General features: G+C 43.8%; 35 protein-coding genes, 1 tRNA gene and 2 pseudogenes. 9 read left to right on the top strand and 29 right to left on the bottom strand.

From position 1 onward, the window contains the following. The first annotated feature begins 18 nt into the window (after window positions 1-18). A complete protein-coding gene (locus tag ACQY1Y_RS21660) occupies window positions 19-1401 on the top strand; it encodes a flavin monoamine oxidase family protein (RefSeq protein WP_430013548.1) in 1383 nt (460 codons plus the stop codon). A gap of 80 nt (window positions 1402-1481) precedes the next feature. On the opposite strand, the gene ACQY1Y_RS21655 is transcribed toward ACQY1Y_RS21660, so the two are convergent. Next, a complete protein-coding gene (locus tag ACQY1Y_RS21655; RefSeq protein ID WP_430013547.1) occupies window positions 1482-4007 on the bottom strand; it encodes a sugar phosphate nucleotidyltransferase in 2526 nt (841 codons plus the stop codon). A gap of 206 nt (window positions 4008-4213) precedes the next feature. Between ACQY1Y_RS21655 and ACQY1Y_RS21650 the strand changes: the two genes are divergently transcribed. Continuing rightward, window positions 4214-4405, top strand: coding sequence for a hypothetical protein (locus tag ACQY1Y_RS21650; protein WP_430013546.1), 192 nt, complete (start codon window positions 4214-4216; stop codon window positions 4403-4405). Between the two features lie 104 nt (window positions 4406-4509). Beyond that, window positions 4510-4583: transfer RNA gene (locus tag ACQY1Y_RS21645), tRNA-Arg, on the top strand. A gap of 214 nt (window positions 4584-4797) precedes the next feature. On the opposite strand, the gene ACQY1Y_RS21640 is transcribed toward ACQY1Y_RS21645, so the two are convergent. Together ACQY1Y_RS21640 and ACQY1Y_RS21635 are read right to left on the bottom strand one after the other, a co-directional pair. Continuing rightward, the gene (locus tag ACQY1Y_RS21640; protein WP_002738957.1) at window positions 4798-5073 is read right to left on the bottom strand and encodes a hypothetical protein; all 276 of its coding nucleotides are present in this window, start codon (window positions 5071-5073) and stop codon (window positions 4798-4800) included. A 207-nt stretch (window positions 5074-5280) separates the two neighbouring features. Then, the gene (locus ACQY1Y_RS21635) at window positions 5281-5829 is read right to left on the bottom strand and encodes an RDD family protein (RefSeq protein ID WP_002739343.1); all 549 of its coding nucleotides are present in this window, start codon (window positions 5827-5829) and stop codon (window positions 5281-5283) included. A gap of 208 nt (window positions 5830-6037) precedes the next feature. Between ACQY1Y_RS21635 and ACQY1Y_RS21630 the strand changes: the two genes are divergently transcribed. Next, entirely contained in the window at window positions 6038-6397 is a 360-nt protein-coding gene (locus ACQY1Y_RS21630; protein ID WP_002747143.1) for a DUF6464 family protein, read from the top strand. 66 nt (window positions 6398-6463) lie between these two features. Beyond that, window positions 6464-7621, top strand: coding sequence for an 8-amino-7-oxononanoate synthase (gene bioF, locus ACQY1Y_RS21625; RefSeq protein ID WP_430013545.1), 1158 nt, complete (start codon window positions 6464-6466; stop codon window positions 7619-7621). Between the two features lie 32 nt (window positions 7622-7653). Here the strand turns inward: bioF and ACQY1Y_RS21620 are convergent, their stop codons facing one another. From ACQY1Y_RS21620 to ACQY1Y_RS21580, 9 genes and pseudogenes are all read right to left on the bottom strand, one after another. After that, window positions 7654-7881: a hypothetical protein gene (locus tag ACQY1Y_RS21620; RefSeq protein ID WP_016516502.1), complete on the bottom strand. Its 228-nt coding sequence runs from the start codon at window positions 7879-7881 to the stop codon at window positions 7654-7656. Window positions 7882-8079: 198 nt separating this feature from the next. Next, complete coding sequence (locus tag ACQY1Y_RS21615; RefSeq protein ID WP_002755898.1) at window positions 8080-8322, bottom strand: antitoxin family protein; 243 nt, start codon at window positions 8320-8322, stop codon at window positions 8080-8082. A 154-nt stretch (window positions 8323-8476) separates the two neighbouring features. Then, window positions 8477-8674 carry a hypothetical protein gene (locus ACQY1Y_RS21610; RefSeq protein WP_002795803.1) on the bottom strand — a complete coding sequence of 66 codons (198 nt, stop codon included), beginning with the start codon at window positions 8672-8674 and terminating at the stop codon, window positions 8477-8479. Next, a pseudogene (locus ACQY1Y_RS21605) lies at window positions 8637-8741 on the bottom strand (BrnT family toxin); the annotation flags it as partial. The pseudogene ACQY1Y_RS21605 and the gene ACQY1Y_RS21610, both read right to left, overlap by 38 nt. 191 nt (window positions 8742-8932) lie before the next feature. Further along, window positions 8933-9346: a hypothetical protein gene (locus ACQY1Y_RS21600; protein ID WP_430013544.1), complete on the bottom strand. Its 414-nt coding sequence runs from the start codon at window positions 9344-9346 to the stop codon at window positions 8933-8935. Window positions 9347-9688: 342 nt separating this feature from the next. Then, window positions 9689-11032 carry a restriction endonuclease subunit S gene (locus ACQY1Y_RS21595; RefSeq protein ID WP_430013543.1) on the bottom strand — a complete coding sequence of 448 codons (1344 nt, stop codon included), beginning with the start codon at window positions 11030-11032 and terminating at the stop codon, window positions 9689-9691. Then, a complete protein-coding gene (locus ACQY1Y_RS21590) occupies window positions 10990-13044 on the bottom strand; it encodes a restriction endonuclease subunit M (RefSeq protein ID WP_430013542.1) in 2055 nt (684 codons plus the stop codon). The genes ACQY1Y_RS21595 and ACQY1Y_RS21590 overlap by 43 nt, the downstream gene beginning before the upstream one ends. 145 nt (window positions 13045-13189) lie before the next feature. Continuing rightward, window positions 13190-13393: a hypothetical protein gene (locus tag ACQY1Y_RS21585; protein ID WP_002747099.1), complete on the bottom strand. Its 204-nt coding sequence runs from the start codon at window positions 13391-13393 to the stop codon at window positions 13190-13192. 2 nt (window positions 13394-13395) lie between these two features. After that, on the bottom strand, window positions 13396-13884 hold the full coding sequence (locus tag ACQY1Y_RS21580; protein WP_016514828.1) for a type II toxin-antitoxin system VapC family toxin: 489 nt from the start codon (window positions 13882-13884) through the stop codon (window positions 13396-13398). A 351-nt stretch (window positions 13885-14235) separates the two neighbouring features. Here ACQY1Y_RS21580 and ACQY1Y_RS21575 point away from each other — a divergent pair, with 351 nt between their 5' ends. From ACQY1Y_RS21575 to ACQY1Y_RS21565, 3 genes are all read left to right on the top strand, one after another. Continuing rightward, complete coding sequence (locus tag ACQY1Y_RS21575; RefSeq protein WP_016514827.1) at window positions 14236-14481, top strand: type II toxin-antitoxin system Phd/YefM family antitoxin; 246 nt, start codon at window positions 14236-14238, stop codon at window positions 14479-14481. Then, complete coding sequence (locus tag ACQY1Y_RS21570) at window positions 14478-14876, top strand: type II toxin-antitoxin system VapC family toxin (protein ID WP_002779922.1); 399 nt, start codon at window positions 14478-14480, stop codon at window positions 14874-14876. The genes ACQY1Y_RS21575 and ACQY1Y_RS21570 overlap by 4 nt, the downstream gene beginning before the upstream one ends. A gap of 152 nt (window positions 14877-15028) precedes the next feature. Beyond that, entirely contained in the window at window positions 15029-15283 is a 255-nt protein-coding gene (locus tag ACQY1Y_RS21565) for a hypothetical protein (protein ID WP_002739141.1), read from the top strand. 15 nt (window positions 15284-15298) lie between these two features. Here the strand turns inward: ACQY1Y_RS21565 and ACQY1Y_RS21560 are convergent, their stop codons facing one another. From ACQY1Y_RS21560 to ACQY1Y_RS21505, 12 genes and pseudogenes are all read right to left on the bottom strand, one after another. Next, a complete protein-coding gene (locus ACQY1Y_RS21560; protein ID WP_002778777.1) occupies window positions 15299-15784 on the bottom strand; it encodes a DUF3368 domain-containing protein in 486 nt (161 codons plus the stop codon). Then, entirely contained in the window at window positions 15781-16026 is a 246-nt protein-coding gene (locus ACQY1Y_RS21555; protein WP_002770883.1) for a UPF0175 family protein, read from the bottom strand. Before ACQY1Y_RS21555 ends, ACQY1Y_RS21560 begins: the two co-directional genes overlap by 4 nt. A 190-nt stretch (window positions 16027-16216) precedes the next feature. Continuing rightward, window positions 16217-16363 (bottom strand): PEP-CTERM sorting domain-containing protein, encoded by a 147-nt coding sequence (locus ACQY1Y_RS21550; RefSeq protein WP_002738886.1) that lies wholly within the window; start codon window positions 16361-16363, stop codon window positions 16217-16219. A 162-nt stretch (window positions 16364-16525) separates the two neighbouring features. After that, window positions 16526-16943: pseudogene (locus ACQY1Y_RS21545) on the bottom strand (hypothetical protein). Then, window positions 16936-17196 carry a hypothetical protein gene (locus ACQY1Y_RS21540; protein WP_069474500.1) on the bottom strand — a complete coding sequence of 87 codons (261 nt, stop codon included), beginning with the start codon at window positions 17194-17196 and terminating at the stop codon, window positions 16936-16938. The pseudogene ACQY1Y_RS21545 and the gene ACQY1Y_RS21540 overlap by 8 nt, the downstream one beginning before the upstream one ends. A 151-nt stretch (window positions 17197-17347) precedes the next feature. Further along, window positions 17348-17719 carry a DUF5615 family PIN-like protein gene (locus ACQY1Y_RS21535; RefSeq protein WP_430013541.1) on the bottom strand — a complete coding sequence of 124 codons (372 nt, stop codon included), beginning with the start codon at window positions 17717-17719 and terminating at the stop codon, window positions 17348-17350. A gap of 3 nt (window positions 17720-17722) precedes the next feature. Continuing rightward, window positions 17723-17953, bottom strand: coding sequence for a DUF433 domain-containing protein (locus ACQY1Y_RS21530; protein WP_002779924.1), 231 nt, complete (start codon window positions 17951-17953; stop codon window positions 17723-17725). A gap of 167 nt (window positions 17954-18120) precedes the next feature. Then, window positions 18121-18525, bottom strand: coding sequence for a hypothetical protein (locus ACQY1Y_RS21525; RefSeq protein ID WP_430013540.1), 405 nt, complete (start codon window positions 18523-18525; stop codon window positions 18121-18123). Window positions 18526-18624: 99 nt separating this feature from the next. Next, window positions 18625-19014 carry a type II toxin-antitoxin system VapC family toxin gene (locus ACQY1Y_RS21520; RefSeq protein WP_002763446.1) on the bottom strand — a complete coding sequence of 130 codons (390 nt, stop codon included), beginning with the start codon at window positions 19012-19014 and terminating at the stop codon, window positions 18625-18627. Continuing rightward, entirely contained in the window at window positions 19007-19246 is a 240-nt protein-coding gene (locus ACQY1Y_RS21515; protein WP_002739406.1) for a hypothetical protein, read from the bottom strand. The genes ACQY1Y_RS21520 and ACQY1Y_RS21515 overlap by 8 nt, the downstream gene beginning before the upstream one ends. Window positions 19247-19812: 566 nt before the next feature. After that, window positions 19813-20181, bottom strand: coding sequence for a clan AA aspartic protease (locus tag ACQY1Y_RS21510; RefSeq protein WP_430013539.1), 369 nt, complete (start codon window positions 20179-20181; stop codon window positions 19813-19815). Beyond that, window positions 20178-20453, bottom strand: coding sequence for a hypothetical protein (locus tag ACQY1Y_RS21505; RefSeq protein WP_002752924.1), 276 nt, complete (start codon window positions 20451-20453; stop codon window positions 20178-20180). The genes ACQY1Y_RS21510 and ACQY1Y_RS21505 overlap by 4 nt, the downstream gene beginning before the upstream one ends. 120 nt (window positions 20454-20573) lie before the next feature. Here ACQY1Y_RS21505 and ACQY1Y_RS21500 point away from each other — a divergent pair, with 120 nt between their 5' ends. Beyond that, complete coding sequence (locus ACQY1Y_RS21500; protein WP_430013538.1) at window positions 20574-20708, top strand: hypothetical protein; 135 nt, start codon at window positions 20574-20576, stop codon at window positions 20706-20708. Here the strand turns inward: ACQY1Y_RS21500 and ACQY1Y_RS21495 are convergent. From ACQY1Y_RS21495 to ACQY1Y_RS21475, 5 genes are all read right to left on the bottom strand, one after another. Next, window positions 20703-21068 (bottom strand): clan AA aspartic protease, encoded by a 366-nt coding sequence (locus ACQY1Y_RS21495; RefSeq protein WP_008205585.1) that lies wholly within the window; start codon window positions 21066-21068, stop codon window positions 20703-20705. The genes ACQY1Y_RS21500 and ACQY1Y_RS21495 overlap by 6 nt on opposite strands. After that, window positions 21065-21340: a hypothetical protein gene (locus tag ACQY1Y_RS21490; protein ID WP_002739245.1), complete on the bottom strand. Its 276-nt coding sequence runs from the start codon at window positions 21338-21340 to the stop codon at window positions 21065-21067. The genes ACQY1Y_RS21495 and ACQY1Y_RS21490 overlap by 4 nt, the downstream gene beginning before the upstream one ends. A gap of 224 nt (window positions 21341-21564) precedes the next feature. Further along, window positions 21565-21879, bottom strand: a complete 315-nt coding sequence (locus ACQY1Y_RS21485; protein ID WP_002752929.1) for a DUF2442 domain-containing protein — start codon at window positions 21877-21879, stop codon at window positions 21565-21567. After that, window positions 21860-22084 (bottom strand): DUF4160 domain-containing protein, encoded by a 225-nt coding sequence (locus tag ACQY1Y_RS21480; RefSeq protein ID WP_256094027.1) that lies wholly within the window; start codon window positions 22082-22084, stop codon window positions 21860-21862. The genes ACQY1Y_RS21485 and ACQY1Y_RS21480 overlap by 20 nt, the downstream gene beginning before the upstream one ends. Window positions 22085-22619: 535 nt before the next feature. Beyond that, window positions 22620-23126: a hypothetical protein gene (locus ACQY1Y_RS21475; RefSeq protein ID WP_002763441.1), complete on the bottom strand. Its 507-nt coding sequence runs from the start codon at window positions 23124-23126 to the stop codon at window positions 22620-22622. Between the last annotated feature and the right edge of the window lie 250 nt (window positions 23127-23376).

Raw genomic sequence — 23376 nt, 5'->3', positions numbered from 1 at the left:
TTCTGTGGAGCTAAAATCATGACAAATCTCCAGTGGACTAGCTATGAGTGTATCGTGGTTGGGGCAGGATTAGCAGGATTAATCGCCGCGCGGAATCTCCAGAGGCAAGGTCATCAAGTTCTGGTGATCGAAGCGCGAAATCGTTACGGTGGTAGGATGTCTGGTCAATATCTCCCCTCCGGACAGTGGATCGATCGAGGTGGTCAGTGGGTGGGTCCAACCCAAGAGCGTTTTTTGTCCCTCCTCGATGAGTACAAAATACGTCGTTTTCCCTCTCCCAATCAGGGAAAAACCGTCCTAGTGTTCAACAACAAACGCTATGAATTCAACGGTTTTTTTCAAGGTTTCCACGAGGGAGAAGTACCCGATATCGGCCCGGCAGAATGGCAAGATGCGATGTCAGCATGGGCGCGTTTTCAAGAACTAGCTAAAACCCTACCTTCCGGTTATCCCCAAAGCAACGATCACACCAAAAAACTAGACAGTAAAACTTTTGCCCAGTGGATTGAAGAAAACACCAGCACAGATTTTGGTCAATGGTATTTTGCTTATATGGTGCGTGCAGTGGGTTTTCTCGGGCCGGCCGAACCCCAGCAAGTCTCACTGCTGCACGTTCTTTGGGGACAAAATTGCGCCCCTCAGGCCGAACATCCAGAAGCCGAACTGATCCATGGCGGAGCCGGACAAATTCCCGACAAGATCGCGGCGGAATTAGGAGAGCGAATTCGACTGGGGGAACCAGTTGTTCGCCTTAATTATGACTCGGCCGGTGTCACCATAGAAACCACCCAGAACACTTTTACCGCCAAATTTGCCATCATTGCCATGCCGCCCCATCTTGCCGGCCGCATTATTTATCATCCCCCGCTGCCACCCCAGCGAGAACAACTAACCCAACGAGTACCGATGGGATGCTGCGCTAAAATCCTGATTTCCTATGAGCAACCTTTCTGGCGAAAACAGGGACTAGCGGGAGTTGCTCAGGGGAATTGTCAATGGTTGGAACTCTGTGCTGATAGTTCCGATCCCGAAACCGGTGTCGGGGTAATCGCCACCTTTGTGGTTGGCGATCGCTATATTCGTTGGCGCTCAATGAGTGGCCCAGCGCGTCGTGCCGCCGTCCTCTCGGATTTAGCTATTTATTTCGGTCAAGAGGCTCTTTTCCCGATCAGTTACGATGAAGTGGATTGGCCCGGGGATCCCTGGACTGGTGGCGCCTATGCCGCTTTTATGCCCCCCGGAGTCTGGACAAGTTTCGGCGAGGCTCTTTTTACTCCCGTCGGACCGATTCACTGGGCCGGCACAGAAATGGCTGATCGCTGGCCAGGATTTTTTGAGGGAGCGATCCGCACCGGTGAGGCAGCGGCTGATCGAATCGCCTTCCTTTTGCGGGAAAAATGAGCATTTACAGGGCTAGGACACCTTTTAGGTCAAAAAAATCCTCATAGTCAAGTTTCGGGGGCTAATAGGGCAAAAAAATCCTAAATCATCACTATTTCGCCCTGGTAATGTTCGACGAAATGCTGGACACGATGACGATATTCTTTAATTGTCCGATCGACCCATTCCCGCTGCTCACTGTTAGCATAGATATGCACTAAAGGTTCTCCAGCATCGGGTAAAATCAATACCCAGTCATCATTGAGGGGATTAATCACCTTCACCCCATCGATTAACTCTAGATTATCGGTAGCGTGAGTTTCCACCAGATAGCGCATCAAGGATCCCTTGACTTTCCAAGGACAACGCACCGCCGTATTCTTATTGTAAATGCGCGGTAACTCGGCCCGCACCTGAGCTAGAGAACGTTCCTGAATGGTTAACATCTCCAAAAGTTTCGCCACGCTGAACATGGCATCGAAACCGGGATGTAATTGCGGAAAAATAAAGCCAGTTTGCCCAGATCCTCCTAAAACCACATTAGGATTGGTTTGACATCCTTCCATTAAAGCGCTAGGACTGGCTTTTGTCCGCACCACCCGGCCATCGTGACGACGTGCGATCTGTTCCACGGCACTAGAAGCATGAACCGGCACTACCACTGTACCGCGAGGATGGGCGGTCAGAATTGTATTCACCATTAGAGCAGTTAATTGTTCCCCGCGAATCGATAAACCACTCTCATCGACGAGGACTAACTGTTCCCCATTGGCCGAAACCTGTACCCCTAAGTTCGCTTTCAGGGCCTCCACCACATGGCCCAATTGATGGATTAGTAACTCTCTTTCCTGCATGGAAAGGGCATTCTGACGTAAACTGGCATTGAGAACCACGGCATCACAGCCAAATTTGGCCAGTAATTCCGGTAAAATTGCCCCTGAGACTCCGTAGGCGTAATCAATGACGATTTTGGAGCTACTGTTGCGAATGACCTCCACATTTAGCTGAGTTTCAAAGGTTTTGCGGTAATTATCGAGAATATCAGCCGGATAGGACATACTGCCGATTTCCTGCATTCCCACCCGTCGCAGATCTTCTTTGAAATAGGCCCCTTCGATTTTCTTTTCCCTCGCTTTGGAAACATTAATCCCTTTTTCGTCTAAAAACTCGATTAAGAGAAAATCTGGGCGATCGGGATGAATACGAACGTGAATGCCACCGACTACGTTTAATTTAGCCACTAAAGTCCGCGAAATCGGTAAAGCATTCGCTTGTAGGTTTTGGATATTCACCCCCACGGACATTAAACCGGCAATCAGCGATCGACTGACCATGCGCGAGACACTACGTTGATCCCGGGAGACGATTACCGTTGACCCCGGTTTTAGAATGGAACCGTAGGATGCCCCCAGTTTAACGGCGAATTCGGGCGTGATATCGATGTTAGCCAGGCCCGATACTCCTCGTTGACCAAAGAGGTTTTTATGGGCAGTATTTCCCCAAATCAGGTTAATATTGAGGATGGCTCCCGATTCGATCTGTTTACTCGGCCAGACTCTTACCCCAGAATTGATCTGCGCTTCTTCCCCCACGATCGATAATTGTCCAATCACCGCACCTTCGTGTACCTGGGCCCGTCGATCGATTCTGGTTCCCCTAGCGATCGTACAAGCGGCTAAATTGACCTCATCCCCGATCACCACACCATTCCAGAGGATGGGACGTTTCAGATCGGAACCGGCACCGATGGTGACATTATCGCCGATAACCGAACCCCTCTCGATCAGAACATTTGCACCAACGCGGCAATGATTGCCGATCATGGCTGGGGCCTCAATCTGGGCGCTAGGATCGATATAGGTATTAGTGCCGACCCACACTCCGGGGGATTTTTCTCGATAGGGAAATTCCAGGTTAACTTTGCCGGATAAAGCGTCGTATTGCGCTTCTCGGTAGGCCTCCAGATGACCGACATCGCACCAATAACCATCGGCCACATAACCATACATAGGTTCGCCCCTTTGCAGCAGCAGCGGAAACAAATCTTTAGAAAAGTCGGCTTCTTCTTTGTAAGGGAGATAATCGAGGACTTCTGGTTCAAGAATATAGGTTCCGGTGTTGACAGTATCGGAAAAAATCTCGCTGGTGGATGGTTTTTCGATAAAACGGCGAATTCTGCCTTCTTTGTCGGTAATCACTACCCCAAACTCGATCGGATTGGGAACCCGCGTCAGGACGAGGGTTGCTTTCGAGTTTTTGCTTTTATGGAATGCGATCGCTTTTTGCAGGTCAAAATCGGTGATACTATCGCCACTAATCACCAGAAAGGTATCATCTAACCATTCGGCAATATTTTTTACACATCCTGCGGTGCCTAGGGGTTGATCCTCCTCGACAGCGTAGGTGATTTTTACCCCAAAGTCGCTGCCGTCTTGAAAGTAGTCGCGCATGACATCGGGGAGATAGTGCAGGGTGGTGATAATTTCGGTAATGTCATGCTTTCGCAGTAAATTAATAATATGTTCGGCGATCGGACGGTTGAGAATCGGAACCATCGGTTTGGGAAGATCACAAGTAAGCGGACGTAATCTTGTCCCTGAACCACCTGCCATTAGTACCGCTCGCATAACTTCCTCCCAAGGCTATCTTTTCGCCGTTTTTAAATAGTTTTTGCAAATTATGGCTTTAGTTTTCCTATCTCGATCGAGCTAGTTCCTAACCGGCATTCTAACACCGTCTCCCGGATTCAGGACAATATTTTCTTTTCCCAAGCCGGCAAAACCCAAGCTTACAATGGGAGATGTGAATTGTCTAAATCTAAGGATGAGATGGCATGAGACTCGTTATTTTTATCTTAATAATTTTTTATGGTGTCGGTGGTTGGAAATTCTGGAACGGGTACAGAAGCACTAATTTTAGTTCCAGTTTACCCAATCGTTTAGCTTTAACAATGTTCTGGCCGCTTCTGTTGGCTGTTAATCCCGCCTATCGCAAGAATTTTCAAAAAGCCCTCAAGGGCAAATAAAATTAACATATTGCCAAGGTTGCGGCCATAAAACAGAAAGTAGCTGGGTATCGATGGCAATCAACAGTTTAGCCATGAATGGCTTATCATGGTTAGGGAAAAAAGGGGTCGTAGCTCAGTTGGATAGAGCGAGTGCCTCCTAAGCACTAGGCCGCCGGTTCGACCCCGGCCGATCCCGCCTTTTTCAGTGAACAGTAAACAGTGAAAAGAGACCGGGAAACTGCTATTTATAGCGCTTTTCACGTTATTGAGGTATCGACAAGTTTTGCCAACAAAGGACTTAAGCTCCTTGCCCATGCCTCATTCTGATGAAAACTGCTATAGCGTTCATTATCAAAATATCTACGGGCTTAATTAAGCCCGTAGGCACGGCTACGGGCAACTTCTAGAGGTTAGGCTTGATCGCTTCTGTTCTCGTTAATCTGTCGGATGATTTCAATCATTTGAGCGTGTCGATCATCCATTCTCTCTAGATGCCGGTAAAAATCGGCTTGAGTCTCATAAAAATCTGATTGTGCGCTTGCTATTCGAGCTAGGTAATCGTAAAGCCCTTTTTTCTCCTGTTTCCGTTCTTCGCGGTCACTAGCGACGGCATCAGCTAGGGATTGAATAGCGCGAGCGTTCGATTCCACTATTTTCTCGATCCGCTCTAATCTGTCTTCTGACATTTTGGTAAACTCCTAATAGACTAATTTCTTGTCCCCCACCGATGCCCCTCGGATGGCGGAATAATATTAAATCCGTTGAGTATAGGCTATATATCAGGACAGCCGAACGGCAAAAGGCAAAAGGGGGAATAAATAACCAGTTTTTAATAACCGGATTTAGTATCACTCAAAACTTAAAACTGATCACTGATCACTGATAACTGCTATTTATCTTCTCATTCTGCCCTTAACTTGATACCAAAGCCTTCTTAAACGTAGATCGAGAGAAAAACCCCGACGGGTGGGAATAACAATCGTGCCACCGATGCGATCGTGGAAAGCGCGGTTCAATTGCTCATCACCGATCGCCATACCACAATCGGCGAAAAGAGGCGAAGATAGTAAAATCAAACTTAAAGGATTGCCAAAAAAAGTATTTAACCCTACCATCATTAAAGCTGCCCCGCCACCAGCGATCGCCTCTCGTTTGCTTAACTCCAAAATTCCGGGTAAACGCTGAAGTTGTAGATCGATGATCTTCATATCCAGGGCCCAACTTCCTAAACTCTGACCCTGATTCTGCGCGACTAATAACACCCGCAAACACCACCAAATCAGGAGAAAAAGGAAAAATTGTAGTACAGGCGAACTGTTAGCAAAGGAGCTTAAAAACCAGATCGAGGCAAAGTCGATCAGGAAAGCATAGGCACGACGATCTAAGGGAATTTTCGGAAATTTTTGCGGTAGATTATCTTCAGGTGGGATGGGGTAAACCATAAACTAAATTCTCGGAAAAATCCTGCTGTTTATCTTCTACTCTAATCGGGAAATTGGCAATTCTAGAGTGAGTGGAACGAACCACAGAGACACAAAGGACACAAAGATTGATCGCTATTATATAAGTTAAACTTATCACACAAAGAATAAGAGAGCCAGAGATTTAGGCTACCATTGAGCAAAGGTAGCCCAGAATACAGGGATAATCATGGAGCAAGATTCATTAACAACGGAGGTTATTCTAACCCATCCGCGGCAAAGTTTGGGAGAGATACAGTTGGATTGGATGCCACAACCGGGTAATTATTTGGCCTTAAAAGGACAAACCTATGCGGTTTTGGAACGTCACCACCAGTATCAATACAAGATTGGTGGCTATTGTTTACGCAAAATTTCCCTTTATGTACAAACTGCTCCCACTCCTAACGAAAAAAGTTTGATTGAAGGACGTTGGGTGATGGGGGATGCTAGTTGTCGTTTTAACGCCAGATCCGAACTGTTGCGCTGTGCGATTAACCCCTCCGGTCCCTGTCAAGATTGTCGTTTTTACGAAACTATTAACCCTTAAAAGAGCCTTTTTCGGCAATAATCTGACTATTTTCCCCTAGCTAACCACTATATTGACAAATCGCCTATGAATCATCCTTATTCTTGGATCGAGGATAGCTTAAAAACCCTCCATCGGGCCAATTGGTATCGAAGGGTTAAAACCATTCAAGGCCGGGGCGGAGCCGTTATAGAATTAGAGGGTCGATCGCTGATTAATTTTGCCAGTAATGATTATCTGGGATTAGCAGCCGATGAAAGAATGATCGCGGCAGCCATAGCAGCAACACAACGCTATGGAACTGGAAGCACCGGCTCGCGTCTATTAAGTGGACACCGAGATATTCATCGAGACTTAGAATTAGCGATCGCATCCTTTAAAAATAGCGAAGACGCGATCGTTTTTAGTTCGGGATATTTAGCCAATTTGGGGACAATTACCTGTTTAGTGGGGCAGAAAGACCTGATTTTAGGCGATCAATACAATCACTCTAGCCTCAAAAATGGAGCCAAGTTAAGCGGTGCCACGGTGAAAGAATACCGGCACAATAGTCTCGAAGACTTAGAAAATCAGTTATTAGCCCACCGTCATCACTATCGTCATTGTTTACTGCTCACCGATACAGTGTTTAGTATGGATGGGGATATCTGTCCCCTAGCGGGAATTCTCGCTCTAGCCGAGATTTATAATTGCATGGTTTTGGTGGATGAGGCCCACGCTACTGGGGTTATGGGGGAAAATGGCACAGGTTGCGTGGAATATTGTGGTTGTCAAGGACGGGAATTAATTCAGATGGGGACCCTGAGTAAAGCTTTAGGCAGTTTAGGGGGATATGTGACCGGAAACGCCAAAATTATCGATTTTATCCGCAATCGCGCCGCCACCTGGATTTATACTACCGGTTTATCCCCCGCCGACACCGCCGCTGCTAGAATGGCTTTAGAGATTATTCGTCTGGAACCGGAACGTCGCCAACGCCTACACCAAAATATTAATTTTGTCAAGAGTAAATTAAATAATCTTAATATATTGCCTTCAGAAGCGGCGATTTTATGTTTACCGGTAGCCAATCCAGGTCAAGCCCTAGAATTATCGCAAAAACTGCTAGAAAAAGGGATTTTTGCCCCCGCCATTCGTCCTCCTACCGTTCCCACCAGTCGTCTGCGATTTACTGCTATGGCCACCCATAGCCTCGCTCATCTAGAGATTCTTGTCCAGTCTATTGGCGAATCTTTCTCCACATAGAGAAAAAGTTTTTCGTGGGAAGTGGGGAACAACTAAGTTGAGCGGCGGTTAGCATCCTTGATCCCATCATCAAGCTCTCTAGCCTGGCCGCTCCAACGACTTGTTAGACTGGGCTTTCGCAATAAGTTTACGACTTCTCTGCCGCTTGCTGCTTCCTTTTTGCGTAGGTCTGCAAAGATTGCATCCAAGTCATAGTTGAAGGACTTGGCATACTCTTCACGGATTCGGTGGATCTCCTCGACAATTTCATCTGTCCACATGACTTAATCTCCCATCAGTTCGTTGGGTGTGCAAAGGATAGGCAATACCCAAATGGCTCAAGTTTGCGGCTTTCCGCTAAATATTCGCAGGCAACCTGCCAAATTAAAACTCCCTCTGTCAGATTAGCTACTAGAGAAGCTGCGATTGCCTGCTTACTAGGATAACGCGAATCATTGACGTAAATTAAAACATTTGTGTCAACAGCGTTCATGCAACATATCTCTAGTAAACTGGGGAGCATTAGAGGGAATGGGGTTTTGTTGCATTCGCTCAACAAGCAGCCTTAAAAAATTCTGCCTAGCCGCAATATCGGTAATCTTTGGGGGAATAATTTGAGGTGATTTGACAAAAAGCTCCACCTCAGTGCCTTCAGGTAAATCGTAAGCTGTTTGAAGGATGAACGTACCACTATGATAAATTGCTTTCAAGGCTTGGGGCATGGAGAAATCTCTATCACAAGAATTAGGGGTGATTTAGTTAGCTGCTTACAGTCTAGCCTACACCAAGCAAATCCCGTGACGAACAATAGTCTGATAGTTTCATGTCCATATATTGCCATGCCTGACTATATCTGACTATATTTCTATTGAAACTTTACAATACATCGCTATCAATGGGGAGTATAACTTGAGCCTTGGCTTTTGTAGCAGGTAAACCCCGCCGCACTACCGCCTTAGCAAACATTTCTGGCGTAATCTCTGGACAATCTGATAAATCAATATCTTCATCGCTCATCGCATCCAATCGTTGCCAATCAGTTTGAGAGTTGCTCGAAGTAGGTTCGTTGTTCATATTTCGTCGCTCTTCTTGCAGAAATAATCCGGGTGCAATCCTCACGTTCTCTATGGACAACGGCAATCATACTAAATCCAGTTATTAAAAACTGATTATTTATTCTCCGTTTTGCATGAGTGCATGAGTAGAAAACGGGTTTCTCCGAGAAACCCGTTTTCTGTGCGTTACTCAACGGATTTAGTATCACTCGCCCTGGCAACAAACCGAATGTGACAAAACGCTGCTCTCCATAACCGTAACGATCCTCCTCAACCGTTACAATATCCCCATCAAACACGGCTGGAGCATCGGTTCAATGGCAAATATTTCTGCTGACCATCGGGCTAAATCAGCTTGCAGTAGTGAGTCTTCAAATTTAACTATATGAGAGATTGGGGTGGTTTTTTCGGTTAAGGCTTTGGCAAATTCTTCAACGACTGTTTGGGCTTCGTTAACCTCTTCTGGTAGATCTAGGGTAAATCCTAAAATGATTGTTTGGGTTGTGTTGCCGTCTTGATTCGTTGATTGATTTGCGATCCTTTGAGTTTGAAAAATGATCATCTGCTCCACTGTATCAGGCTCAAATTCGTCATAGTTATCTTGTAGGGAGGTGGTTAATGTGTCTATTAGAATTTGTCTAATATCCGTGTCAGGATCTTGCTGATAAACCATCACAAACTCAAAAATCACAATCAGCTACCTCCTAGCAGTTGATCTTCAAACCATTGTTTAGCAATTTGCCAGCCTGTTTCTGCTTCAGAGCGTAGGCGTTGGGCTTCAGAGCGACGATTATAAACTTCTGTAATAATTGTTTCTTGAGTTTGTAAATTAGGAATAATGATTGGTATTTCGCCAACTTCGGTTAAGTTAATATTTGCTCTTGCAACTGGACGCTTAAAATAATCTAAGAGTCTTTGACCTATACGGTTCTTCGGTTTGTGTTATGCAATGGACGGGAGTTATAAGGGGTGAAACCCTTATATAGAAAGACATGGCTGCGATTTTTGCCAATTGTTTTCAATCTAGAACGAGCTAATCAATTAAGTCCCTTGCCAGATAAGGATTTAGCCGATTTCTGCCCCCTGATCGAACCATACCAAGTAACGAAGAACCACCTATACTGGATTTCAAATACCAACAAATATATTCACCTAAAACCTCTTTATTATCAAGTCGAACAGAGGCTATTGCTTGGTTAATATTAGCGGATTGATCAAGATTATAAATTCCCACTGAGCCAATAGTAGCACCGACAATAGCAATTAATAAATCTCCCTTTTGCAGTTGAGAGCTTTTCATTTTGCCTGTATGAATTTCATCGCTAATGTGTACTTCACTTGTTAGGGTAACGGTTCCTTCTGTTGTAATTTCTCCACTTCTAATAAAACGAACTCCATTAGGTGGCTCAACATAAGCATCACCTTTTGCTAGAGGTGTTGTACCAGAAAAAATACGAATTGATAACTCACTAAGAGTTAAAACATTGTGTTGTGAGTTTTGTATGGCATTAAATAACTTTTGAAAATATGGCTTATTTGAATAAGGATCTATGCGATCTCCTATCATTTGAGATAAGGTGGTCGCATATACTTTTCGATCATCAGAAGGGGGTAATCTAAAGTTAAGTGTATCTAAAATAAATTGATCAAGGCTAGAGAGAAGAGCATCGGCTTCTGCTAATTTTTGTTTACGATGCGATCGCGCCTCATCCATAGCAGCAACTAAACTTAATTGAATTTCACGAGGTGGAATTAGTACAGGAATTTCGCTTATTTCCTCAAGATTTATATTGGCACGGGCAACAGGACGCTTAAAAAAATCTAGTAAGCCCTGCCCAATATTAGATTTAAGATAATAGCAAAGGTATTTAGGAAGTATTTCTTTGTCTCTCAACCTAACGACTGCTATTGCTTGGTTTATGTTACTAGGTTTATTCCGTTCATAAACCCCTACACTACCTATTGTTGCTCCAACAATAGCAATTAATACATCTCCTGAATTTAGTTGTGATCTGCGTAGCAAACCATTATGCACTTCTTCGGTAATGTGAACTTCACCCATTGAAGTAACTTCCCCATCTTCTGTAATCTCTCCACTACGCAAAAAACGAACACCATTTGGCGGTTCTATATAGGCATTTCCTTTTGCAACAGGTGTTGATCCAGAAAAAATATCACTTGCGATATTTTGAATTATCTGAACTGGATAACTTACACTATATATCTTATTTATCAATTGCTTAAACTTACTCTGATTTGAATAAGCATCAATTCTTTTTCTTATTTCGCCCTGTCTGAGTAAATAACATTTGTGCTGTTGTTCTTCAGCAGGGCTTAGACGAAAAAAGAGGAAGGATCTCGTTGAAACTCTCGCCACTGAGCGATTAAACCCGTATCAGGAATAATCTCTCGATAACGCTCACTCCATCCCGCTTCCTTCGGATTAGACTGATTCCACTCAAAACAAACCCGATAATCAAACAAATCGCAACTATGACGTTCAATCTTGTCCTTTTCTTGTGTTTCACGCTCAACTGTTACATTAAAAGTCTTCCGTCCCGTTGCATCATAGCCAATATTTTCCGCCAACGCCATAAAAATCGGCTGATCATCAGACACAACCTCACCATCACCCAACTTTCTCAAAAAAACAATACTTGCTTTTACCCCCGCATCATAATAAGCAAAGGCAAATTGAGGCAAACTCACCACCGCCAAAATTTGGAAATGGGAAAGCATCCAATCCCTTACCCCTTGCAAAGAAGAATTAGTTAAAATCCCATCCGGCAGAATGATCGCCGCTCGTCCTTCCTTTGGTTTTAGATAGGAATAAACTCGCTCAATAAAGAGAATTTCTGTTTTAATGCTAGTTCTTTCCTTTACTGCCTTAGCCCCCCGTTTTGCATTGCGTTCACCTTGAGTAGATTCATCTGGTTCTGTATCCGTTGTCCCCTTACTCAAATAGTGGCGTAAATCAAACTGATCGAGATAACCCTTATCCTTTTCTGTTGACTTTACCACCGATCCAAAAGGCGGATTAGTTAAAATCACATCAAACTTATTAGGAACAAGTTCGGGTTTAAGAGCGGTTAAATGCTCCAAAAAATCAAGAGCATCATGACCAACAATATTCGTATGACCATCATCATGAATGATCATATTCATCTTGGCAACACGGGCTAACTCCTCATTAATTTCAATCCCGAAAAGATTGTTTTGAGCGAAACTATGCCAATAGTTAAAATGATCAACACTTTGACGGGGATCACTTTTATAGTTTTCATAACGCCGATTGGCTGCACGACGAACGTGATCAAGTGCATAAAGCAAGAAACCACCCGAACCACAGGCAGGATCAAGAACTAGATGCTTTCGCTCTGGATTCAATAACTCAATGGAAAAAGCAATCAATTCACGAGGTGTAAAATATTGACCAAAATCTCCTTTAAAGAATCCTCCCATAAATTCTTCAAAAGCAACTCCCTTTGTGTCCAGTTCCGTCCGATCGAGTGATAAAGCTTCTAAATGTTCCACTACTTGAGCAATAACAGGCGGATCAATATTAACTTTGTCAGTAAAAACCCCCGGTTCTTTTTCCTGCTCATTTGTATAGAGTCTCAAAATTCGTTTCGATAAATCTTCACTACTTTCACCATCACGACGCTGAAACGCATAGGGTTGTCCATCTTCAATATCAGGATTTTTCTCATCACGATATTTGACAAAGATCAACTTACAAAATTCACCAAATGCGGCGATAGGACTACGACGGCCACCTTCCCAAAGCGTCTGATGACATTTGCGAATCGCTGAACGTAATTCTTCCCGGGGAACAGCCTTTAAATCTTGTCCCTCCTTATTCTTATAAAATCGCCATTCAGGAGGTTTACCAAACCGCTTCGGAATATCCGTTAAATGGTTGCGATCGCGCTCCATCGGTGGATATTTTTGTTTATCATCAAAGCGCAGTAAACGACGGGTTAAACCTGCGATCGAGCCACAAAAAGGCGCAGCTAAACTGGCACGATTTCCACAAGCTTGTTCAATAGATTGAGAAAATTCGGCATCAGTAATATCCGATCGCTTAATCTCAAAAACAAAATAAGGATCTTTATGCTCCTCATCTTTGTAAATAACTATATCCGCTAAATCATTAGGAGTCCGTCGAGGTACTTTCACCTCAAACTTGATCAATTTAGGATCATAGTCATATTTGTAAATTAACTCAGCCCAAAACTCAGCCCTAACTTTTTCTTCAGGATCAGACCAACGCTCAGAATGATCAGCAGCAAGATAGTGAATGCGTTCTTTTTTGCCTTCGCCTTTAATTTCCGCCTGTCCATCAGCGATCGCTTGTTCTAGGTAGGTTTTGGGGGTTTCAGTCGGCATTACTTTCTATGAGATTAAACTATGTGCATTCTAGTTTAGGGGCGAACTGATGCAATCCCACTTTTTCTTAGCTTAGTTTTTGTATTGGGTTGAGATATCTATGGTTTGAAGCATAACGGTCGCGCTCACCCGCCGCTAATAACTTTCAGTGCGTGAAGACGATCGCACTCTCGGTCGGGTGCAGTGATTTGTTATACTGTCGCTTGATCGGGAGCTTAATAACTTTACGTCCACTGGCAATTTGCTTTTCTCTAAGATCGTCAAATATTGCTTTGAGATCATAATTAAAAGATTTTGCGTATTCTTCTCTATATTTATGAATTTCTTCGACAATTTCATCTTTATACATAGTTATTCTCCCCGAAGCTTAAATCCTATGAACTCGTAAGGGGTACAAACAAATGGTAGCCTGTATCCAAACTCAATACTAATTTGGGATAGCTTTCTTTGGATTTGAGCGTTTGCCATCTGCTTACAATTCCATGTTAGTAGATAGTCTAAGCCATAAACGGTTGCTAGTGCCATGTGTAAGGCATCATTAGAGGCTTTGGGGGGTAGGTTGCTTTGTTGCAGGAATTCTTGTGCTAGAGCGATCGCTTCTTCGGTTAGATCGAGAAAAATCAAGGACTGTAACAAGTTCTGTCTTTGAGTAGCAATTGTTGAATCTTCTCTCGATGCTTCATCTTCAACAATTTCCGAAACATACAGAACTAATAAACTACTATACTCATCCCACCAGTCTTGTGTAATCTTAATGTTGGCGGCAAGAATCAGGTTTTCTGTTGGTCTTGCGGTTAGATGACCCAAAATACTGGTTTCAATATAGACGGTTTCGCTCACGGCAATAAGAGAAAATCTATCCCACGTCTATCCCACTGCATTTAATCTTGGTTTTGAGGGAGTTGGGTTTCCTACCTACAAGATCAGCGATCTGCTACGCAGTGCCTTCGGCATCGTATTTAAACCCACAGCTTCAATTAATGTGCTATGCCACTTCCAGAGAGCTAACGGCTTAGCTGAGCGGCGATAGACAACCTCTGAATCACCGCTAAGATCTCTCAATTGTCCGCTGCTCCAGCGTGTTGTTATGTCGTGTTGCTTGTCAGTTACCCACAACTCTAAATTAACTTGCCCTTGCAGAATTGCCGTGACTAGATTAAACTTAGTTTATAGACTTAGTTCTTTTAGACTATGGAAACAGTAAACATTCATCAGGCTAAAACAAACCTTTCTCGGCTATTGTCTCGTGTGGAACTCGGAGAAGTAATCGTTATTTCAAACCGAGGTATCCCAATTGCTAAGCTTGTTCCATTTCGGACATCTTTAGATCGACGGTCTAGTTTAGGACAAGATCGAGGGATGTTGACCATACCAGATGATTTTAATGCTCCTTTACCAGAAGATATTTTGGGAGCATTTGAGGGTGGTGCGGAGTGAGACTTTTACTGGATACACAATGCTGGCTGTGGTGGTTTGTCCAACCAGACAAGTTAAGTGAGAATGTAATTGAACAAATTGCAAACGAAAGCAATGAAGTGTGGTTTTCTGTTGCCAGTGTTTGGGAGATGGGAATTAAAGTTTCAATCGGTAAATTACCACTGCCAGAGCAAATAGATGATTATGTCTCCACTCGAATGACCCGACTGGGAGCTAGGTCGTTAGAGATCAATGCTTCTCATGCTTTGCGGGCGGCTGCATTGCCTTTACATCATCGTGATCCTTTTGACCGAATGCTGATTGCACAAGCTCAGGTAGAAGATATGACACTTGTGAGTGCGGATTCAACATTTAATCAGTATGAAGTGTCTTTGCTTTGGGCAGCTAGTTCTTAGTCATAAACACAGAATTTCACCTGCCTTCTAGATGCTCGTGAATCAAACCCTGTAACGCTTAAATGATTTTTAACTTTCCCCTTGGGGCAAGCTTTTGACTCTCCTAAATTTCAGTTTAGCAGATCCCCTATCCAGATCAGGAGTAAGGCTTTATGAGAAAAAGCACTAATCTCGAAAACCCTATAAACCAGTATAGTACCCTAAATCAACTCCTCCAACCCCATCTAGGGGTGTTACCCAATGCCTTCGGTATCGCATTTAAACCCACAGCTGCAATCAATGTGCATGGTGCGTTCCCCCAAAAATCGATCGCTGGAGCAGTAGGAGTCAGATTAGGGAACGCACCCTACAAGATTAGCGTACTGCTACGCAGTGCCTTCGGCATCGCACTTTGTAAAATGGGTTGAAATATTGCAATAGAATCATTCTCCCGCAATGGTCAAAACTTTTCTGTAGAGTGTTTCGCTAATTCGGAATTCTGCCTTTAAGATTAGCTGATCAACAATCGGTTTAATATTCATAATCAATTCCTTTTGCTTGGCTTCGAGTAAAAGTCCCAATATTCCAGTAATATTTAGCCCAAGAGATTGTGCAACTTTGCGTCCTTTTCTTTCATCCAAAATTAATATATCTGCGCCTAATTCTAGCGCTAAAATAATCCCTTCTGATTCTCCTCGGTCTAATTTATTGAGTAGTTGATTAACTTGGTTTTGCTGGGTGACAGGCCGTGTTTCTATCCAAGATAAGGTCATGATTTCAATCGTGCCGGGTACGGCGTAACCTAAACTCGCCATTTCCTCATAAACGGCTTGAGGAATGATAATTGTTCCATAGAGTTGATGCAAAAGGGTTAACTGGTTAACGGCGGCTAGGTTGGTAATGGGTGAGGTGTCACTCACGACGATCATAGTCTGCCCAGTTTTTGTAAGGTTTGGATATCTTCTTCTAATTCTTCAAGGTCATAATGGACACAAATCTCTCTTAGATTAAGTTCGTGTTGAAATTGGAGGAGGTTCATGCCTGCAAGATGACGGGCTTTGCCAATGCTGATTTTGTCTTGTTTAAAGAGCATGATGGCGATTTCTAGTTTTAGCTCGTCTTCGGAGAGTCCTGATGCGGTCAGTATGTCATTAGGAATAACTACGCTCATAATTTTTAGGGGTTGGCGATTGTCAAATCAGCGATGGTTTTATGATAGCTCGCTTGTGTCTAGTGCCTTGAGGAAGGTTGATGATTTCTCCAATCTCCATTAAAAAGAAGCAAATATCAAATAATCCTCTTTTAAATAGCAAAAAAAGAGACCATTGCGGCTCTCCTGTTGTAATCCCTTCAACTAACGCTTAGTTTTTGTCTGCTTGGGTGTGGCGGCGCTTGAAGCCAGCCCCCAGACCGACGACAGCCCCCAGACCGACGAGGGCAGAGGGTTCCGGGGTTTGAGCGGGAGGAGCGGCATCGCATTTAAACCCACAGCTGCAATCAATGTGCATGGTGCGTTCCCCAAAAATCGATCAGTGGAGCAGTGGGAGCCACATTAGGGAACGCACCCTACAGCGATGGCGTACTGCTACGCAGTGCCTTCGGCATCGCACTGGCTACGAAGTAAAAACAGTTCGGCAAATGACAAGTTCAGCGGATTGGTTGGCAACAGTTTATTTCTGGATCGGACAAATCTCAAAAGCTAATTCGTTTCGATAAAAGCACACATTAAATTCTGCAAAAAAGTTCATGTGACCTAAAATTACTGGTACATCTGTTGATTGAGTCCACGCAAAGGCAAGTAAAACAGGAGCAAAATGTGCAACTGTCCCAGTCACAACCAGCCCTCGTGACTCACTATGGACAAGGTTTCCACTTAAGGGAATTTGAACAGTTTGATTTTCCCAGACCGCCCCTAACTGTAATCCGATTTCGTAGGGTAAGACATTAACACTAGCACCCGTATCCAATAAAGCCATAACCTCTATTGACTGTTGTCCATCAGTTAAGGTTAGCGGCAAGTATGGCAATGCTAGACCGACCAGAACTGTCAGTCCGTTCTGTAAAAGAAAAGCGATGACCGTCAAGCATTTGATACTCCCTTTGCCGACACCAAAAGCTCAGACAAAGCGTGAACAGCTTGATGATCTGCTTGAGGCGACCAGACAACCGCGTTAGTAACCGCTAGTTGCTTGATCAGCATATTTTCATTATGCCCATTACTTGCAGTGTCTAGGCTACATCCTTCCTCTTTGGCTACTGCAAGCAAAAGATAGTGAATAAGCCTGAGCTTGTCTTGATGCGTTAGTTGACTGACAGTTGGCAGGAGTTCGATAAGGGACATATTAAACATCTGGTGTTGCTATCTAATTTGGATCATAGCATCTTCCTAAATCTACCTCTCCCATCAAGGAATACAGCTGCAATCAATGTGCATGGTGCGTTCCCCCAAAATCGATCAGTGGAGCAGTAGGAGTCACATGAGGGAACGTACCCTACAAGATCGGCGATCTCACCGTTAAGTCTCTCATTCTAATTTTGTCTTCTTCAATAACTGTAAAGTGTCCATACCAGTCATCCCGCAATGAGATAACCTTGGCAACTTTCTCAGCGACTACAGATGCAGAAGGTACTCTTATTCTAAACAAAATAATACCAACACTGGCCGGCAACCTTGAACGAAAGGCGAGTTCTCCAAAATCTTGATCAAATGTCAAGAGAATAGGATTTTCTGCTTGGGCGCGACTTAAAACTTCCCGGTCTGAGATTCCGGGGGATTCCACCCTAATCCACAGGACATCATGGCCATTTTGTCCTAGGGCTTCAACCGCATCAAGGGGGAAATTTTCGTTCGCTAGAAAACGCATCAGTTAAGCAGGAATAGCATAGACTTTCTCAGATTTGAGCATTACACTAGCATAGCTAAGACAAGCTTGAATATCTTCTACTGTAATACCTGGGTAGTTTCGCAGAATTTCATCAATACTCCAACCTTGGGCGAGAAGATCGATGATAAATTCAACCGCAATCCTTGTTCCTTTAATGATAGGTTTTCCCACCAAAATATCGGGATTTAGTGTAATTCGAGTTTCCCAGTCCATAGCTACATCATTGAAAGTGTTTTCAAAAAGGTAAAGGCTGCGTGGGACGCACCCTATATCTCGTTTTATTATAACAGGATTTGGTATCACAACTTCAATAAATGTGCATGGTGCGTTCCCCAAAAATTGATCGGTGGAGCAGTAGGAGTCACATTAGGGAACGCACCCTACGGCTGTAGCATTGAGGGATTTGCAATAAGTCCTCCAAGACCAATGGCTACTATTAAGAACAATAGAGCAAATGCGATTGACATATAGGTTAAAGTTTCGGCATGAGGTCGCCAATCAATTCCAAGTTCTGCCTGATGATGCTTCACCCAATTTGACAAATCCCAAGTCTTCCATGTGCCGAAACGAAATATAATGAACGTCCCGATGCTGAGTAGAAATGGTAGTTGAAGAGCAAGCCGGATTAAGTTTTCGCTAAGTTTAGCGCTGATTACATAGGTCAAAATCGCCCCAATAATTCCAAAGGAAAAAGAGGCGGATTTGCATAAATTTTCAAAATAAAATTTATGCAAATCTATCAGTTTTTCAAACTGAAGCCATTGATACTCTTTATCCTCGCTCAAGAACCAATTCTCCTCTTTTAACTTCAGATACCGATGAACTAGCCCTGTTTACACCCTCCACCAAGGACTTGCGGCATAAAGGTCTAGTTAGGCTTTTCGCTAAGGGTAGGGTAATACATTTAAATTTTGAATAAATCGGTAGTCTCGTTGATTCTTGGTGATAAAAGGGTAATTCCATATTATTGCTGTACCTGCAATCAAGCCATCGGCAATCAGCAAACCGTGACTTAGCCGATACAAGCGAAGTAAGTCAACCGCTTTGTCTGAAATAGGTTGGTCAATTCTGATTACATCAAACTGTTGAAGAAATTTTTCCAGCGTCCGTAACTCTGACTTGTTAGTGCAGCCAACAATTAGTTCCATTTGTGTAACTACGCTAATTGCTAATCTGGAACTTGATTGTAGCCTTTGCAGACAATTGACTGCTTCAGGAATACCACGACCAACATCAATGATTATGTCGGTATCTACGATAGTTGAACTAGCCATTTGTCTTTGACCACTCGCTTTCTCGTAAATTTCGCACCCAAGTAGTACTATCTAAATCTTGACGATCGCGCCACATTCCAACAAAGGGATCATTAACTAAATCAACATTTGACGATGCAGACAGAGGTTCAGAATATATGTACTTTTGTTTCAAAAAAGCGATCAGGCTGACTACTTGGCTCTGTGCTTCAGCAGGCAAAGATAAAAATTCACCTAAAATCTCATGAGTCATGGTTGTATCCTCCCCCATACCACGCCCACAAGCGTGTTAGCCAGATTAGCTTACTGCAAACAGCCTCCTTTTAAGGAGACTTATCACAGAAGCTTCTCAGGATTGTAGCAAAGATTCTTAGATATGGCTGCACTTTGTCACAGAATTTCACTATTATTTCGGGTAAGGTATGGTAAATCCCTTGATAGATTCAATCGGGACTAACTTCTGTGAAAACGGCTATAGATCTCCTGCAAAAATCAAAAATCTGACCTTAAGTGAGGAGAATCCGAGACAGGAGGAGAAAAAAGACATAAAAAATTTAGTACAAGTGCTGTGTTCTCCCTGCTCTGGCGCTCCCTAGCTTACCAGAGGTCGATTATCCACTAAATGGTATCAAAAAAATCGGGTCTAAAACCTCGTCTTTACTCGTTTTATTATAACAGGATTTGGTATCACAGCTGCAATAAATGTGCATGGTACGTTCCCCCAAAATCGATCGGTGGAGCAGTAGGAGCCACATTAGGGAACGCACCCTACGGCTGCGTTGTTAGACCGCGCCTCACCGAATCTCTTCTAGCACTGGCTCATAAGGCTTCAATCTTGACCTTACCGCCCTCAATGTTATGGACCTGCAACCGATATCTGTAAAGCAGCGCCATTCCTAGTAGAGGCTCTGTTTCTGATTCTGCAATATCAATCTCTTGGTACTGCCCATCCCATATCACAGTCCCAGTGTACAGATCAAAATAAGTTTCACTGCCATCACCCAGCGTGACAAAATCAGAACCACTCCAAGGTAAATTTAATGTAGCGATGATTGTAGAGGGCAAAGATAAAAATCCATTGAACCCAGTATCAATCACCGCGTCAACCGCTTGCAGTTGCCGATTTGAGTTTCCGACTACAATCCTTAGCGTGGCTTCACGCCGCAAATTTACAACACCTTCCATCATGGATTTTTCTTCAAACTCCGTGCCCCGAAATGATAAACAGCGCGATGTCCGATACGAATGATCCAAGGTTGGGCATCGGGGTGACGTTCAAAGAGCCGATTAGTTGCAGGCACAACGTTTTCATCGACTTCAAACTCTCCAGTTTCAATGTCGATCGCTACAATCTTACCTTCATTACCGGCTTCGACTTGCTGCCGAATGCCAGATTCGTAGAGTTTTTGCCCTCGCTCGGCTAACTCATCTTTGGGATAACGCCGTTGACGAACTGCCATAGGGTTGACCTCAACTCAGTATTTTGCCTTAATGATACTCTGATTTATTCTAACGAGGTGCTCCCGCTCTACTACTGATGAGCCGCCTCATCGCAAGCCCCCCAGTGGTGCACTTCAAATTTGAATCGGCGCTTCAATCAAGGTGCATGGTGCGTTCCCCAAAAATCGATCGCTGGAGCAGTAGGAGTCGCCTTAGGGAACGCACCCTACAAAATCGGCGTGCTGCTACGCAGTGCCTTCGGCATCGCACTATAAATCATCAATCGTTACCAACCCACCTTCCGTAAACTGAATCACAAGTTCATGGCTATCTAATAAAGCAGTTCCAACCAGGGGTCGCCGCCCTGTGGCAAATACACGAGTTTCTCGCTCCTCACCATTCCAGATAATAATTGCTTTGTGAAGAGGCAGCATTACTTGGCTGTTGTCTGCTAAATTCGCACGCATATCGTACCTGAAAGGAAGATTCAGTAATGCTACTGCTTCGGGTGGTAAACAAAGCTCATCTGTAAATCCTGTATCTACTACAAACTCAATCGGAAAGTCAGCGCGATTTGGAATCCGAAATGGGATAGTGATGATCGGGTGTCCATTAGCCACAATACCTGAAATCACTTAACTACACGCTCCATAACACCCCCACCAAAAGCGGCAGCAACGTTGTAGCCAATTTTGATCCCAAAGAGCCGAGCATGGGGGTGTTTCTCGCTCAATAAGTCAGCAGCGTGTAAGCCATTTTCATCAACTTTGTAGTCACCTGTTTCAATGTCAATGATAACCATCTTGCCAATGTTTTCTTCAACTTCCACCTCTTGGCGGATTCTGCTTTCGTACAGTTTCTCTGCACGTTGAGCAACTTCTTCACGGCTTAAAAGGATTGCTTGCATATACTAACTCCTGATTACGATTTGACTTCTGGAGACCCCTCTATAATATCTCACAGGTCTGTAGGATGAGCTAATGCCCATCCTACTACGTCTCTACAAGATCAGCGATCTGCTACCCAGTGCCTTCGACATCGCACTTTAACCCACAGCTGCAATCAATGTGCATGGTGCGTTCCCCAAAAATTGATCGCTGGAGCAGTAGGAGTCGCCTTAGGGAACGCACCCTACAAGATCGGCGATCGTACTCGATTATTTAACCAACGCTTCAATGATTTTTGACTTTCCCCTGATGGTTGGCCAAGAATCAAGTTTTTAGTGCTAATGTCTTCATCTAGTTGATTCCAATGGATTCCACTGCCACCAGCGAGCAAGCGATAATCATTGCGCTCCTCAATTGAGCCATGCAGGAGCCGAGGATACCATGCCAAGGGAACAGATATAGTGCGCCCATCAGACAAATCTACACTGAGTGTGTCATCTGTGATGGCCAATTGCTGAATTGCCAATGTTTCAAATACTTCATTCGTTAAAAAAGTCATTCCAGCCTGCTAGTAATTGTTCTTGGTTTTCTTGAACAAGTTTTTGAATGCGGTTAATTTCGGTGCGGTTAAATCCTTGGTTACTCTGAAGACGAACCGGCTGAAGCCAGAATTTAGCGATCTCTCGATCTCGTTCAACATGGATGTGAGGTGGCTCATGGCGATCGCCTGCGTAGCAAAAGAATCGATATGGGCCAACGGTCAACAGCGTGGGCATTCAAAAGTTTTGCTCTAAATATCTCAAACATAGCTGAATGCCTCGCTGACTGTCAATCTGTGAATATGCTCATGTAGGCCAAAGGCTATTTAAGGTTAAGAACAATACAAGATTAGCGTTCACAGTTTAGTTCCGAAGGTGTTGGATTTCTTTTCGTCAACCCAAGCTACAAGATCAGCGATCTGCTACGCAGTGCCTTCGACATCGCATTTAAACCCACAGCTGCAATCAATGTGCATGGTGCGTTCCCCAAAAATCGATCGCTGGACCAGTAGGAGTCACATTAGGGAACGCACCCTACAGCGATAGCGATCGCACTACGTCTCTACAAGATCAGCGATCTGCTACCCAGTGCCTTCGACATCGCATTTAAACCCACAGCTGCAATCAATGTGCATGGTGCGTTCCCCAAAAATCGATCGGTGGAGCAGTAGGAGCCACATTAGGGAACGCACCCTACAAGATCGGCGATCGTACTGGTCAGCGGTTACCGAAAACTTTGCGACTCTACAAACGGCTTCAATCAATCCGCTGCACCAGAATTGTTATGAATTTTCTTTTCTGATTCTATGTTCTCCCTCAGTTCTACAAACTGTTTTCCGGTAGGCGTTATTTGTACATGATCTGACAGATTCCTTCCTTCAGATGGAATACCTGTGATGGACTCAACTTCGATGTATCCAATATCTCGAAGATGGTAAAGTTCTCTCTTTAAACCTTTGTTTATTTCGTAATTTCCAAATCTTCCAGACTTAAGCTTCTTTAGATTGAAGTACATATTTGGAGACATTGTTGTTAAAAATAGATCCGAAACTTTCTCATTAACATCACTCAACTCCTTACGTACATCTCTAACCTCATCTCTTAATTCTCCAATCTCTAAGGGCCCAACTTTAATAGAACTACCAGACTCTAATCTTTTTGTTAACACCTTCCGTAGCAACTTAAGTTCAGGTCTGAGATAGACAACCAAACCAAATATTAAACTAATCCAAAGAATTGTCTGAAATAATGGTACGAAATCCTTCATTTTAATTCAAATATGTCGTCTTAATGGACAAAAAATAGCAAGTCTCAACTTGCGACACGCTTAGGATTTTGGTTTATGAATATGCATAACTATTAATTATACATAAACTCTCTGTATAACACTCTCCAGAGTAACAATATGGGTCAACTTTCGGCACATCACCCCATTTAGGCGCGATCGCCAGAACTTTTCCCTATATCACGCCCAAAAGCCTGTTAGCCAGATTAGCTTACCGCAAACAGCCTCCTTT

The sequence above is a fragment of the Microcystis ichthyoblabe FBCC-A1114 genome, assembly GCF_050500245.1.
Lineage (GTDB): Bacteria > Cyanobacteriota > Cyanobacteriia > Cyanobacteriales > Microcystaceae > Microcystis > Microcystis ichthyoblabe_A.
This window is presented reverse-complemented; position numbering and strand designations above follow the sequence as displayed.